The sequence below is a fragment of the Rhodobacter sp. TJ_12 genome, assembly GCF_020023995.1.
Taxonomy (GTDB): domain Bacteria; phylum Pseudomonadota; class Alphaproteobacteria; order Rhodobacterales; family Rhodobacteraceae; genus Rhodobacter.
Map to the genome: position 1 here is coordinate 68,163 of NZ_NRRD01000007.1, position 13,237 is coordinate 81,399.

At 61.9% G+C, this 13,237-nt stretch carries 11 protein-coding genes; 5 read left to right on the plus strand and 6 right to left on the minus strand.

Features of this window, described 5'->3' with window-relative positions:
• The first annotated feature begins 180 nt into the window (after positions 1-180).
• Positions 181-768 (plus strand): L,D-transpeptidase, encoded by a 588-nt coding sequence (locus tag CKO11_RS07770; RefSeq protein ID WP_223635832.1) that lies wholly within the window; start codon positions 181-183, stop codon positions 766-768.
• A 239-nt stretch (positions 769-1,007) separates the two neighbouring features.
• On the opposite strand, the gene CKO11_RS07775 is transcribed toward CKO11_RS07770, so the two are convergent.
• The gene (locus CKO11_RS07775; RefSeq protein ID WP_223635835.1) at positions 1,008-3,233 is read right to left on the minus strand and encodes a hypothetical protein; all 2,226 of its coding nucleotides are present in this window, start codon (positions 3,231-3,233) and stop codon (positions 1,008-1,010) included.
• Between the two features lie 152 nt (positions 3,234-3,385).
• Between CKO11_RS07775 and CKO11_RS17485 the strand changes: the two genes are divergently transcribed.
• The 3 genes from CKO11_RS17485 (at position 3,386) to CKO11_RS07790 (ending at position 8,086) form a co-directional block, all read left to right on the plus strand.
• Positions 3,386-5,863 (plus strand): glycosyltransferase family 2 protein, encoded by a 2,478-nt coding sequence (locus tag CKO11_RS17485; protein ID WP_263298421.1) that lies wholly within the window; start codon positions 3,386-3,388, stop codon positions 5,861-5,863.
• A 26-nt stretch (positions 5,864-5,889) separates the two neighbouring features.
• Positions 5,890-6,948: a glycosyltransferase family 2 protein gene (locus CKO11_RS07785; RefSeq protein ID WP_223635838.1), complete on the plus strand. Its 1,059-nt coding sequence runs from the start codon at positions 5,890-5,892 to the stop codon at positions 6,946-6,948.
• 196 nt (positions 6,949-7,144) lie between these two features.
• Complete coding sequence (locus tag CKO11_RS07790; RefSeq protein ID WP_223635841.1) at positions 7,145-8,086, plus strand: phosphoadenosine phosphosulfate reductase; 942 nt, start codon at positions 7,145-7,147, stop codon at positions 8,084-8,086.
• Positions 8,087-8,149: 63 nt separating this feature from the next.
• Here the strand turns inward: CKO11_RS07790 and CKO11_RS07795 are convergent, their stop codons facing one another.
• The 5 genes from CKO11_RS07795 to purB form a co-directional block, all read right to left on the minus strand.
• Entirely contained in the window at positions 8,150-8,314 is a 165-nt protein-coding gene (locus CKO11_RS07795) for a DUF1127 domain-containing protein (protein WP_223635844.1), read from the minus strand.
• 189 nt (positions 8,315-8,503) lie between these two features.
• Positions 8,504-9,505 (minus strand): type I glyceraldehyde-3-phosphate dehydrogenase, encoded by a 1,002-nt coding sequence (gene gap / locus CKO11_RS07800; RefSeq protein WP_223635847.1) that lies wholly within the window; start codon positions 9,503-9,505, stop codon positions 8,504-8,506.
• Between the two features lie 174 nt (positions 9,506-9,679).
• Positions 9,680-9,823 carry a hypothetical protein gene (locus tag CKO11_RS07805; RefSeq protein WP_223635850.1) on the minus strand — a complete coding sequence of 48 codons (144 nt, stop codon included), beginning with the start codon at positions 9,821-9,823 and terminating at the stop codon, positions 9,680-9,682.
• Positions 9,824-9,942: 119 nt separating this feature from the next.
• Positions 9,943-10,998 carry a flagellar motor switch protein FliG gene (locus tag CKO11_RS07810; RefSeq protein ID WP_223635853.1) on the minus strand — a complete coding sequence of 352 codons (1,056 nt, stop codon included), beginning with the start codon at positions 10,996-10,998 and terminating at the stop codon, positions 9,943-9,945.
• 358 nt (positions 10,999-11,356) lie between these two features.
• A complete protein-coding gene (purB, locus tag CKO11_RS07815) occupies positions 11,357-12,661 on the minus strand; it encodes an adenylosuccinate lyase (protein ID WP_223635856.1) in 1,305 nt (434 codons plus the stop codon).
• 86 nt (positions 12,662-12,747) lie between these two features.
• Between purB and CKO11_RS07820 the strand changes: the two genes are divergently transcribed.
• The gene (locus CKO11_RS07820; protein WP_223635859.1) at positions 12,748-13,164 is read left to right on the plus strand and encodes a DUF6314 family protein; all 417 of its coding nucleotides are present in this window, start codon (positions 12,748-12,750) and stop codon (positions 13,162-13,164) included.
• Positions 13,165-13,237: the final 73 nt, after the last annotated feature.

Here is a 13,237-nt window from a genome sequence, read left to right on the forward strand (position 1 = left end):
GCCAGATGTGAATGGGCCCTCTTCGGAGGGCCTTTTTCGTTTTAGGTCCGCTTTGGCAGCGCCGAAGCGGCAAGTAGGGGGGCGCGCCAGTCACCGGAGTGTGAGGGTAGGTGATTTGCCAAGGCGGCTGCGGCGTGAAAATGATTCTGCCAAAATTCAGATTTAGCGAGAGCCGCCCCGATGCCCCTGATGACCCGCCGCACCGCCCTGTTGACCGGGGCCGCCAGTCTTTTCGCGCCTGTTTTGGCGCGCGCTGACACGCAAGATGTGCCGATGGCACAGCAGCCGGCGATCATCGCGCCTCCGCAACGCCATAATATCTCGTCCTTCCGCGAGATCGACTGGCGCGACCATTTTCAGAATCTCGGCCGGGTGACGCTGATTGCCGATACCCGCTCCAAGGCGTTGCATTACTGGGCGGTAGAGGGGGCTGACTATCGGGTGTTTCCGACCTCGGTGCCGAAATCGCCCGAACTGACGAAAACCGGCTATACCGAGATCGTGCGCAAGCGCGAAAACCCAAGCTGGACGCCCACCGCCTCGATGATCGCCGCCGATCCAAGCCTGCATCCGATGGAGCCGGGGCCAGATAACCCGCTGGGCACGCGGGCGATGTATCTTGGCTGGCCCGCCTATATCATCCACGGCACCCATGACACGCGCAAGATTGGGCGCAAAAGTTCGTCGGGATGCATCGGTCTGTTCAATGCACAGGTCGAGGATCTGTATCCGCTGTGTCCGGTCGGCACGCAGGTGCTGATCTTGTAATGCAAGGGCCCTGAGCCATAAAAATAAAGCGCTGCGGGAGGGAGGCCCGCAGCGCGTTATTTGGAACCCGACGAGGGAGAACGTCTGGGTTCTGCCACAGGTTTCGCTGGCTTGCGCCGTTTCAGGGAGATCCGAAACCCGATGGCCCTTTCTAGGCGGTGGGCGCGCCGAAGGATTTGACCTAGGTCAAGAATCTGTGACCGGGCGCTGCGACATTTTGGCGAAAGTCGCGGCGTTCGTCACAAGGCCTGCATCGCCAGCCGGATCGCGCGGTTGTCGCCGCGCGCAAGAACCCAATTCCCCAGCCGCCGCGCCAGCTTGATATGGCCCTTTTTCACGGCGCGCTCGAACAATTCGCGCTGATAGCGCGGGAAGTCGCGGCGTGCGCGCAGGTGGCGATAAAATTCGGCCTCGGTCAGCGTGCCATCCAGCGCGGCCAGAATGATCGGGCTTAAAATGCCCATCTGGTTGAGCGAGGATCCAAGCCGGTGTCCCAGCATCGAGGCGCGCAGCTTCATCACATTGGGCGCGGTGAAGCGGTCCGCATGGCCTTTGTCGAGCGGCTCATAGGGATCATAAAGCAGCACGACCCGGCGCGCCGCCCCCGAGACTTGCGCCGCATCGCCATATTTGCCGGAAAAATCCGCCTTCCAGACCACTTTGTAGCGGGTTTCAAAGGGCACGACGCTGCGATCCACCGTCGATTGCGGCGAGATGGTCACCACATCCGCGCCGGGGCAGGCGCCGCTGAATGCCGCCGCCGCATAGCCCCCCATCGAGGCTCCGTAAAACACCACGCGTTCGAATTGCGCAAAGAAACCCTCGGCGGCGAGCCGGTCGAATTCATCGCTTACCCAAGGGTCGCGATACCAGGTCCAGCCGCCCGCCATCACGCCCAGCATCGACCAGCCCTGTTTTTCGATGAACTCAAACCCCCAAGGACGGCGGTCCTCGCGTTTCGTCATCGCGATATCGAGATTGTCGAAGGTTACCACCAAGGTGCGCCCGCGCGGAATATACAAGAAACTATGCGCGCCATTGCCGGTGAAGAACCCCTTTGGCCCGGCCAGCGTGCGCGCCAAACTTTCCCATCCGTCATCTATGCCAGATTCGGCGCGCGGCGGATCGGGGGTGAACAGCACCCGGGTGTTCTTGCCGCCGCCTTCGCTTGTTTCTTGCAGCTTCTCGCAGCTGCCAAAGGCTTTGAGAAAGGGGAAACTGCCGGTGCCTTTGCGAATATCCATCAGCATCCGGCTGTCGGCATGCAACGCGCTGCGCAATACCGGCTCAAGGAATTTGACCTTGTTCACATCGCCAAAGCCCGACAGGTTCAGCAACAGATCGACCGGGCGCAGATCGGCCGCGCTTGCGACCACGCGAATACGATCTTGGGCGACGCCCGCCGCTTGCAAATGCGCGATATAGCCCGCGACCCAATCCGATGGGGTTTGGGCCCAACTGCCATCGGGGCGCAAATCGATCAGCGTGATATCGCAATCCCAGCGGTCATGCGCGGCCAACACCACGCTGGCCGCCGTGCCGCCCAGATCGGCCACCGATCCGACCTGTTCGAGCCCGGTGCGCGCCAGCAGTTCGGCACTGTTATCTTCGTCTTCATAGGTAAAGACCCGCCGTCCCCGGCTGCGGATCGGGGCAAATTCGGGCCGCAGCTCATGCTGACGCAACAGCTTTGCCAGATAGGAGCCTTCGGGCGGAAGACCGTTATAGCGAATGCCCAGTTCGCGCTTGTTCGAGGCCCATAGGTGGAGCGCGGTTGTCGCCTCGGTCAGACGTTCCTCCACCTTGATCGCCTTGCGGATCATCCGCAGCCGTTCGGGGAAGGGCACGGGATAAAACGCCTCCATCGGCTGCACCTTGTCGCCCAGACCGTAGGCGCGCACGAAATGGGTCACCATCGAGGGGCCCCAGACCCCCCAAGGTTGCTGGCTGACATGCACGGGCGTGCCTGCCGCCGCCGCCGCGGCATAGTCTTCGCGCAGGCCCCGGCGCAAGAATGGCGGGATCGCATAGCGATCGGCGGTAAACTCTAGCATCGCGTGCAAAAGCTCGCTGTCGGCGGGCAGGCCCAGCACCGCATTGTTCACCCGGTCGCTGTCGGGCAGTTCATAGCCCATGACATAATCGCTGTCGTAATCCATGGGGCGGTGGCAATAGACATCGGTATCGACCCAGATCATGCCGGGGTTTTGCGCGATCATGTGCAGCCGGAACCAATCGGCAAAAAGCGCGTAGCTGTTCTTCTTTTCGTATTTGATGAAATCGTCGGTATCGATGATTTCGCGCCCGTCGCGCAAGATCACGCCCTCGGGCACATTGGGAATGTCTTCATAGGCAAAGAGGGTGATCTTTTGGCCCGCATCGACAAAGCTTTTCAGGCAAAGCTGTTCCATCCAGCTGAGCGCCCCGCCGATCCAGAGCGTTCCGACTTCGCGTTCTCGTGCCATGCTCACCTGCCCGTTTGATTGCCGCCACATTGCCAAAGAGCGCGCGCCATTCCAACGCTAAAGCGCGAGACTGCAAAGCGATGTGCTTTGGCGGCAGGGCTTTGCGGGGCGCGGCGGGGCTGGTAGGAAGGAGCAAACGACCGGAGACGCGCATGACGGCAGGGCAGCAAAGCGACACCATGGCGCGGGTGGAAACCCGTCAGATGTGCGGGGCGGCCGATCTGGCGCCGCGTATTCTGGACGCTGTGGCTTGGCCCGAGGCGCACGACGGTCGGCCTGTGCGCATGGTGCGGCTGTTTTTGGCCAATCCCGCGCGGGCGGTGCAGGTGGCCGCGCAGCAGCCCGAGGGCTGTCTAGAGGTGTTGGAACGGCGCGAGGTGTCGGGCGGGCTGATGGTGGTGGGCCGCGCCGCCCCCGAGGGTCCTTTGCAAATCGCGCTGATCGCCGAGGCGGGGCCTGTGCCGCCGCCGCTACCGGGGCCGGAGGCCACGTCCGAAAGCGCGTTGGGCGACGAGGTGACCGTGGCCGATTATCTGGCGGGCACCGATCCTTCGGCGCTGGAGGTCGATGGCACCGGCGCGGGGGGCGACAGCGCGGCGGTGGTGGTGCGTTTTGCCGCCGATCTGCCTGATCGTGATCTGTTTGCGGGCAAGAACTGTCTGTTTGGCCAGCGGCTTGAAGAAAGCGCGGAAACGCTGCTTGATTGGCTGAGTTGGCACCATGACTACCACGGTGCGCAGGCGGCGGTGGTGCTGGACCGGTCCCCGCCCGACACCAAGGCTTTGCGCGGCGACGCGCTGGCGAATGCCCTTCGCGCGGGGCTAGAGGCGCGCGAACTGGCGATGACCGTTGTGGTGATCACCGCGCCTTTGCCGCTCGGCAAGCCCGATATGGGGCCCGAAAGCCATCCGTTTTTGGCCCCCGATGCGCCGGGCAAGGACCGGATGGTGCCGCCTGCGCCCGATCCGTGGCGCGCGCCTTTGGGACAGGGGCTGGTGTTCGAGGCGATGAAATGGCGGTTCTTTGCGCAGGCGCGGGCGCTTTTGACACTGGATGTGACCGATCTTTTGACGCCGCATCGGCATGGGGCGCCCTCGGCCTTTGAGGCCTGTGTCGCGGCGAAATCGGGGGTTGTGCTTTTGGTCGGGCGGCGCATCTACCCGTGGCGGGTGCGCAATGGCCAGCCCGAACATTTCTCGGATCATATCTGCCGCCAGTTCGATGCGCGGCGTGGGATTGCGCGCTGGGGTGTGGCCCCCGAAAAGGCCGGGCTAGAGGCCACATGGCGGGCGATGCGCGTGTCTTATGCCAAGCCCGACCCGAACACGGTCTATCTGTTTTGGCGCGCGATGGGGCTGCGGGTCCCAGGGCGTGCGGCCTCTGAACTCGCCCCCAAAACCTCGTTGATCGAAGATGCGCAGCTGCTGGACCTGGCCACCCGCGTCTGGGGCGCCAAGCCGATCCGCCCGCCGGTTTCCGCCCCGAAAGCGGCGCCGAAACGCGCGGTCGATGCGGGGCGCACCTGCATCGTGACCACGATGAAGAACGAAGGCCCCTTCATCATGGAATGGATCGCCTATCATCGGGCCATCGGCGTAGATGATTTCCTGATCTACACGAATGACTGCACCGATGGCACCGATGAGATGCTTGATCTGCTGGAGCGCAAGGGGCTCTGCCAGCACCGCGAAAACCCGTTTCGCACCATGGATATGCCGCCCCAGCATGCCGCACTTCAGGCGGCTGAAAGCGAGCCGCTGATCCAGAATGCGGGCTGGGCGATCTGCATGGATGTCGATGAATTCATCGATATCAAGATCGGTGACGGCACGCTCAAGGCGCTTTATGAGGCGATGGGCGAGGCCAATATGATCGCGCTGACATGGCGGCTGTTTGGCAATTGCGACGTGCATGAATACCAAGACCGGTTCTTGCTGGAGCAATTCACCACCTGCGCGCCCGAATTGGTGCGCAAGCCGCATCAGGCGTGGGGCTTCAAAACGCTGTTTCGCAATATCGACATATACAAGAAGCTGGGCGTGCACCGGCCCAAAGGGTTGATCCCCGATCTGTGGGATCAGGTGAAATGGCTCAACGGGTCCGGCAAGCCGATGCCAAAGGAGATGTTCCGCAACGGCTGGCGCTCCACGCTTGACACCTTTGGCTATGACTGGGTGCAGTTGAACCATTATGCGGTCCGCTCTGCCGAAAGCTTTCTGGTCAAGCGCGACCGGGGCCGGGTGAACCATGTCGATCGCGACCAGGGGCTGAATTACTGGTTCCGGATGAACCATAATGCGGTCGAGGATCGCTCGATCCAGCGGATGCTGCCAAAGCTGCGCGCAGAATGGGACCGGCTGATGGCGGACCCCGAGATCAAGGCCGCGCATGTATATTCCGTCGCCGCGCACCGCGCCAAAATCGCGGAACTGCGTGCCACCGAAAACTACGAAAAATTCTATGGCGAATTGTGTTCGGAGCGGTTTGAGAAGCTTTCGCGCATGCTGCATCATTTTGGATCGGCGGTTTTCAATGCAGGGCCGGGCGTGGTGCCCGAAGACCTGCATCAGCGGGATTTGCCGCCCAATTTCTTTTTCACCGTCGAACATAGCGGGGAGGCCGAGCATTGAGCCCCTTTGAGACAGGCGCCTGAGCGATGCGGGCGCTGGCGATCCTGACGGTCAAGAACGAGGCGGCCTTTTTGCTGGAATGGCTTGCCCATCACCGCGCCGTTGGGTTCACGGATTTTCTGGTCTTTTCCAACGATTGCACCGATGGCACCGATGCCTTGCTGGATCGGTTGCAGGCGCTGGGCCAACTCACCCATGTGCCCAATCCCGGCCCGTGGCCCGAGGGGCCGCAATGGGCCGCGCTCAAGGCCGCCGACAAGCACCCGCTGAAGGCACAGGCCGATTGGGTGCTGTTTTGCGATGTGGATGAATTCGTCAACATTCACCTGGGCGATGGCACGCTGTCGGCGCTTTTGGAAGCCGTGCCCGAGGCCACGGCGATTGCCCTGACGTGGCGGATGTTTGGCAATTGCGGTGTGGTCGATTACACCGACGCGCCGGTGAGCGCACAATTCACCCGCGCCGCGCCGCCCGGTATGTTGTGGCCGTGGCGCGCCAGCCTGTTCAAGACGCTGTTTCGCAACGATGGCAGCTATCGCAAACTGGGGGTGCATCGGCCCCGCGCGCCGGTCGAAGAAAAACTGCCGCAAACACGTTGGGTTGACGGGGCGGGGCGCGAGCTGCCCGAAAGCTATCGCAGGGCGCGGTTGTTCACGCCCTTGGGCGAAAACCCCTATGGGCTGGTGCAGTTGAACCACTACGCTTTGGGGGCGATGCAATCTTACGTGCTCAAATGCGATCGGGGCCGCGCCAATCGAGATGCGGCCACGTTTGACATGAGCTATTGGGTGGAGCGCAATTTCTGCAACGATGAAGATCGCTCGATCGCGCGCTATGCCCCCGCTTTGGCGGCAGGTCTGGCCGCCTTGCGCGCCGATCCCGAGGTGGACCGGCTGCACCGCGCGGGCGTCGCTTGGCGGCAGGCGCGCTTTACCGAATTAATGGCAGAGGAACCGTTTCGCGCGCTTTTCGGTCGGTTGATGCTGACCCCGCCCGCGCGCCCCTTGCCGCCCGCCTTGGCGGACCGGATGCGCGCACTGGGGGTGGCGGCGGCTTTGGCCAAGGGCGCGTCGTCCCAAGGATGACATGCATCGCGCCCTGCGGGAAACAATATGCTTCTGAGCGCAGCACCGGTGCCTAATCGCCTACAATGTCCTGCATTTCCTTGTAAAAGCTGCATTTCCGCCGCGCGTCCATAGTGCTACGTTAACCCTGTGGGGCCACTCTCGCCGAAGGCAAGAGGAATCGGTCATGGATGGCGGAGCAACGGAACCAAAGCGCATGCGGGATCTCGATAACAACGACTGGCTGAGCCGGATCGAAGAGATCGGTGAGCTTGAAGGCTATTTCGAGCCTTTGGGCGCAGCGCATGCGGCGTTGTTTGCCGACCGGGGCCCGGTGCTTTTGGTCAGCTTTGAAACCCGCGCCACGATCCGCACCCGATCCGAGGAACAATTGCCGCTGGGTTTTACCTTGGCCGAAGGGGCAGAACATTCCAGCCTGACGCTGATCGCCAAGGAGGAAAGCTGGTTTCGTGACCCGGCGGTTTATGCCTATTTCGACCGGCTGGTGGACGAGGCTTTCTTTGAAGATTTCGACCGCGTGGTGTTTTACGGCGCGGGCAGTTGCGGCTATGCGGCGGCGGCCTTTTCGGTGACGGCGCCCGGCGCCACGGTCGTGACCTTGGCGCCGCAAGCCACGCTATCGGCACGCCGCGCAAGCTGGGACAACCGGTTTTTGCGCAAACGGCGGCTCGATTTCACTTCACGCTATGGCTATGCGCCCGACATGCTGGACGGAGCGGGGCAGGGCTATGTGGTCTATGACCCGCTGCAAACGCTTGATGCGATGCATGCCGCGCTGATGGCGCGCCCGCAGGTGACGCTTTTGCCTTGCCGCAATCTGGGCCGGGCGGTTGAAACGGCGCTTAGCGAAATGGATGTGCTGGAACAGATGCTGGTGCAGGCTTGCGCGGGCACGCTGGATGCGGCGAGCTTTTGGCGGCTTTACCGCGCGCGCCGCAATTCACCGCGCTACCTGCGTGGCTTGGCGGCGCAGCTTGATGCGCGCAAGCGCCATTGGCTTGAGGCGCTTTTGTGCCGCAATGTGGTGCATCGGCTGGGCGGGCCGCGGTTTCGCAACCGGCTGGCCACGCTTGAAGCGCAGCTTGAGGCGCAAGGCCGCGCCTTACCCGCGCCCCTGCCTTTGCGCGAACACGCCTAAAGCGCCGCCAATGAAAAGGGGGCCCGAAGGCCCCCGATCCATGTGCCTGTCACGGCGGTTGTCTCAGGCGCCATAAACCGCGCGATGCGCCAGTTTCGCGGCCTCGTCCGGGCAAATCCCCAAATCGCAGCACAGCCGCGGCGACAGCCGGGCAATCTCGTTGCGGGTGTGGGTGTAGCGGGCACGTTTTTCAACGACATCGAACAGGCGGCTGAGAAGGGCGGACATCGGTCTTGCTTTCGCGGTCAGGTGGTCAGTTTTTCTGACCGCAGAATGCGCCTTTCGCGCCCGCGCAACAATCGCCGATCCGGTATTGCCGCGATGCCGCATCTGCAAGGCTTGTGCACCTGGCAACCCGGCCATGCAAAAGGGGCGGCCCGAAAGCCGCCCCTTGCGTGTTCACGGCTTGCGCCGCGATCAGATCAGCTTGCCCATCGCAACGGCGGTATCCGCCATGCGGTTGGAAAAGCCCCATTCGTTGTCATACCACGACAGGATCCGGACCATTTTGCCCTCCATGACCTTGGTCTGGTCCATGTGGAAGACCGAGGAATGCGGGTCGTGGTTGAAGTCGGTCGAGACATTCTTGAGCTTGGTGTAGCCCAAAACGCCTTTGAGCGGGCCCTCGGCAGCGGCCTCAATCGCGGCGTTGACTTCTTCCACCGTGGTGTCGCGCTTGGCTTCAAACACCAGATCCACCACCGAGACGTTCGGCGTGGGCACGCGGATCGCGACGCCATCAAGCTTGCCTTTGAGTTCCGGCAGAACCAGACCCACGGCTTTGGCAGCGCCCGTCGAGGTCGGGATCATGCTCAGCGCGGCGGCGCGGGCGCGATACAGATCTTTGTGCATCGTGTCGAGCGTCGGCTGATCGCCCGTGTAGCTGTGGATCGTGGTCATGAAGCCTTTTTCGATGCCAATCGCATCGTTGAGGACTTTCGCCACCGGCGACAGACAGTTGGTGGTGCACGAGGCGTTCGACACGACGATGTCATCGGCGGTCAGCGTTTCGTGGTTCACCCCGAACACGATGGTTTTGTCTGCGCCATCGCCCGGCGCCGAGATCAGCACGCGTTTCACGCCGCTTTGCAGGTGGGCTTGGCATTTTTCCTTGGAGGTGAAAATGCCGGTGCATTCCATCGCAATATCGACATCCCCCCAAGGCAGTTCGGCGGGGTTGCGGATTGCGGTCACTTTGATCTTGCCACGGCCCACATCGATCCAGTCTTCGCCGGTCGTCACGGTCGCCGGGAATTTGCCATGCACGCTGTCAAACTGCAGCAGATGCGCGTTGGTCTCGACCGGGCCGAGGTCGTTGATCGCCACCACTTCGATATCGGTCCGCCCCGATTCGATGATCGCCCGCAACACGTTGCGCCCAATCCGACCAAATCCGTTGATCGCCACCTTAACCGCCATCTTCGTCTCCTTTGACACTAGCTCCGAGGTCGCGCGCACCCTTTGCCAAGACGGGGAAAAGGTCAACAGGAGACTGGCGCAAAGCCCCTATTTTGCGGGCTTTTGGGGCGCTTTTGAGGGCGTTTCCATGAAGTTGTGATCACAGCCGGGCCGTGATAGCGGCACCGGCGCGGCCTAGCGCCAAAAGGCCACCCATTCGGTCAGAAGCATCAATTCTTGCGCTAGAAACAGACTTGAAACCCCGTCAAAGACCACCGCATCGACCGAAAAGAACACGATCACCAGCATCGCCAGCCAGATTGCGATCGTGTTGGTCATCAAGCTCTCCTGTGGCGGTTCGCGCGCGCCGCGACGATAGACGAAGCTGCGCGCGGGGAAAAGCCACTGCTCGGCAAGGACCGAGGGAGCAGAGGGTCGTGGGGGCGCGCGGGCTGCGCCTATTCCCCATCCTCGGCGACAAAGAAGATTTCCCCATTGGCTTCCAGCTCGCGGATCGCGGCGACGATCTCGTTCATCGCCTCTTCCACGTCTTTTTCCTTGGGTTTCTTCAGGTTCGCCATCTCGTCGCGCAGGTTTTGCGCCATGCGCTGAGACATGTTCGACAAGATGAATTCCGCCGATTTCTCGGTGTCGCCCTTAGCGCCGGCCAGCGCGACGATCAGCTTGGCCTGATCCACGGCGCGCAGCACCTTGGGAATATCGCGGGTTTCGATCCGCGCCGGGATATTGGCGAAGGTGAAGATCGCTTTGCGCACCTGATCGGCAAAGACCTTGTCTTCTTCTTCCAACCCCTCCAGCACCGAATTGCGCGTCGCGGCGGGCGAAAAGTTCAAGATCGCCCCAACCCGCTCGACCGGGCCGGTTTCAAATGCCTTGGCAGGTTGCGCATCAAGCTGGCTGGCGAGTGCCGTGCCGATCCGGTGCACGGTTTCAGGCGCGACATTGCCGGTGAGCGACACGGCATAGGCCAGTTTGCGCGCCTTTTCCGACGGCACCTTGGACAAAAGCTCGGCCGAGCGCGCGACCGTCAGCTTCGACAGCATGACCGCGCCCACCTCGATGCTTTCTTCCAACAGCACCGGCAGCAAAAGGTCGGTTGACAGCCCGGTGATACGTTCCCACGGATCGGCGCGCGAAGTGCCCGAGGCCATGCGGCGCAGCCGTGTCGCCGCCGAGGCGGACAATTGCCCATCAAGCAATTTCAGCGCGCCATCGATCCCGCCGGGGAAGGCGATGCCCACCGCGTCCAATTCGGCGCAGAATTCCTCGACCACCTCGACCATCGTATCGCGGTCGATCAGGCGCAATTCGGCAATCGTTTCGGCCAATTGCGTCTGCTGGTCATCGGTGAGCTCATCAAGCGGCAGCTTCAGCCCTTCGGTGGCAAGAAGCTGCACCACGACCGCCGCTTTTTGGCGGCGCGACAGCACCGGACGAGAGGCCCCGGGCCGGGTCAGCGGGCCGAGGGCTGCATGGGGGGCGATGGCGTTCACGCGCGACTCCGAATTTCTGTTCGCACCCAAACTGCCATGCCGCCAGTTAAAGGGCGGTTATCGGTTCTGCAGTTCCGCACCGTTCAACTAGAGGGAATAATGCAACTTTTCGTCTTTTCGTCCCAAGATTGTCCCTCGGGGCAGGACAATGTCACCCGGTCCGGGCAATCGCGCGCCAGCGCCGGAAACGGGACGGCCAGAAGGCCCGTCACAAGTAAGAGCGCTGCAAGGCTTTTCGGTGTCATCGGCATCTCCCTGTCAAAGGAAAAGCGTCACCCGAATCGCCTTGCAGCGCCAAATCACTTTTGCCCGCCGGCCCTGTCTTGCCCCCGCGCCGCCCAAGTCTTGGGCGCGCCGCTTACGCGCCGAACACCCGTTTGAAGATCGTGTCGACATGTTTGGTGTGGTAGCCAAGGTCGAATTTCTCTTCGATCTCGGCAGGGCTGAGCGCGGCGGTCACCTCGGCGTCTTTCAAAAGCTCTTCTTTGAAATCGGCGCCCTGTTCCCAGACCTTCATCGCATTGCGTTGCACAAGACGATAAGCGTCTTCGCGGCTAACCCCCGCTTGCGTCAGCGCCAAAAGCACCCGTTGCGACATGACCAAGCCTTTGAACTTGTTCATGTTGCGCAGCATGTTTTCGGGATAGATCACAAGATTTTCGACCACGCCCGCCAGACGGTTCAGCGCGAAATCCAGCGTCACGGTCGCGTCGGGGCCGATGCCGCGCTCGACCGAGCTGTGCGAGATATCGCGCTCGTGCCAAAGGGCGACGTTTTCCATTGCGGGCACCACACACATGCGCACAAGGCGCGCCAAGCCGGTCAAGTTTTCGGTCAAGACCGGGTTGCGTTTGTGCGGCATCGCCGAAGAGCCTTTTTGGCCTTTCGAGAAAAACTCTTCGGCCTCCAGCACCTCGGTGCGTTGCATGTGGCGGATTTCGATTGCGAGATTTTCGATCGACGAAGCAATGACGCCCAAGGTGGCAAAGAACATCGCGTGGCGGTCACGCGGAATGACTTGGGTCGAGATCGGCTCGGGCTTCAGGCCAAGTTGCGCGCAGACATGTTCTTCGACGCTGGGATCGATGTTGGCAAAGGTGCCGACGGCGCCGGAAATCGCGCCGGTGGCGACTTCTTCGCGTGCATTCACCAAACGGGCGCGGTTGCGGTCCATCTCGGCATAAAAGCGCGCGAAGGTAAGCCCCATCGTGGTGGGCTCGGCATGAATGCCGTGGCTGCGCCCGATCCGCACCGTTTCCTTGTGTTCGAGCGCGCGCTTTTTCAGCGCGGCCAGAAGCCGGTCCATATCGGCAAGCAGAATGTCGGCGGCGCGCACAAGCTGAATGTTCAGCGTGGTATCCAGCACATCCGACGAGGTCATGCCTTGGTGCACAAAGCGCGCGTCTTCCGAGCCGATATGTTCGGCCAGATGCGTCAGGAAGGCGATCACGTCATGCTTGGTGACGGCCTCGATCTCGTCGATCCGGGCCACATCGAATTCAACATCCTTTGCTTTCCAGACCGCGTCCGCATTCGTTTTCGGGATCACGCCAAGGGCGGCCTGCGCGTCACAGGCATGGGCCTCGATCTCATACCAGATCTTGAACTTGGTGGCGGGTTCCCAGATGTCGACCATCTCTTTGCGGGCATAGCGCGGGATCATGGATAGGCCTCTTGCTTGTGACGGGGTTGGCGGTTGATAGACTGGCGCGGCCCCTTGGGCAAGGGATGTGGCAGATAGAGGCGGGAATGACGCGGACAATCACGGATTTTGAAGGCACTTGGCAGATCAGCCGCAGCATCGATGATCGCTTCGGGGGGCAAAAAGCGACTTTCGAAGGGTCGGCAACCCTAATTCCTTGTGGGGATGGGTCTTGGAAATGGGAAGAAAGTGGCTATCTGACATTGGGAGAGGACGCCCCGATCAAGGCCACGCGGATTTATTACTGGCGCCCGGCGCCGCCGCGGATCGAGGTGTTCTTTGAAGACGGGCGTCCGTTTCACGGTTTTGACCCTTCGGGGGCGGCCACGGCGGCGCATTGGTGCGCGCCCGACGATTATCGGGCGGAATACGAGTTCACCGATTGGCCCGCCTGGCAGGCCATATGGCGGGTAAAAGGCCCGCACAAGGATTACGAAATGATCTCGCGTTACACTCGCGCGTGAACACCGGTCTTTGCCGCCCGGCAGAGGCCCCCCCGGAGCGCCTCCGGTCGGATCGAGGGATGGCGACTTAGCT

Excerpts from the sequence above, each read along its gene's own strand:
- CKO11_RS07820 (WP_223635859.1), top strand. The coding sequence starts at position 12,748 with ATGACGCGGACAATCACGGATTTTGAAGGCACTTGGCAGATCAGCCGC.
- purB (WP_223635856.1), bottom strand. The coding sequence starts at position 12,661 with ATGATCCCGCGCTATGCCCGCAAAGAGATGGTCGACATCTGGGAACCC.
- CKO11_RS07795 (WP_223635844.1), bottom strand. The coding sequence starts at position 8,314 with ATGTCCGCCCTTCTCAGCCGCCTGTTCGATGTCGTTGAAAAACGTGCC.
- CKO11_RS07790 (WP_223635841.1), top strand. The coding sequence starts at position 7,145 with ATGCGGGATCTCGATAACAACGACTGGCTGAGCCGGATCGAAGAGATC.
- CKO11_RS07805 (WP_223635850.1), bottom strand. The coding sequence starts at position 9,823 with ATGACCAACACGATCGCAATCTGGCTGGCGATGCTGGTGATCGTGTTC.
- CKO11_RS17485 (WP_263298421.1), top strand. The coding sequence starts at position 3,386 with ATGACGGCAGGGCAGCAAAGCGACACCATGGCGCGGGTGGAAACCCGT.
- CKO11_RS07770 (WP_223635832.1), top strand. The coding sequence starts at position 181 with ATGCCCCTGATGACCCGCCGCACCGCCCTGTTGACCGGGGCCGCCAGT.
- gap (WP_223635847.1), bottom strand. The coding sequence starts at position 9,505 with ATGGCGGTTAAGGTGGCGATCAACGGATTTGGTCGGATTGGGCGCAAC.
- CKO11_RS07785 (WP_223635838.1), top strand. The coding sequence starts at position 5,890 with ATGCGGGCGCTGGCGATCCTGACGGTCAAGAACGAGGCGGCCTTTTTG.
- CKO11_RS07775 (WP_223635835.1), bottom strand. The coding sequence starts at position 3,233 with ATGGCACGAGAACGCGAAGTCGGAACGCTCTGGATCGGCGGGGCGCTC.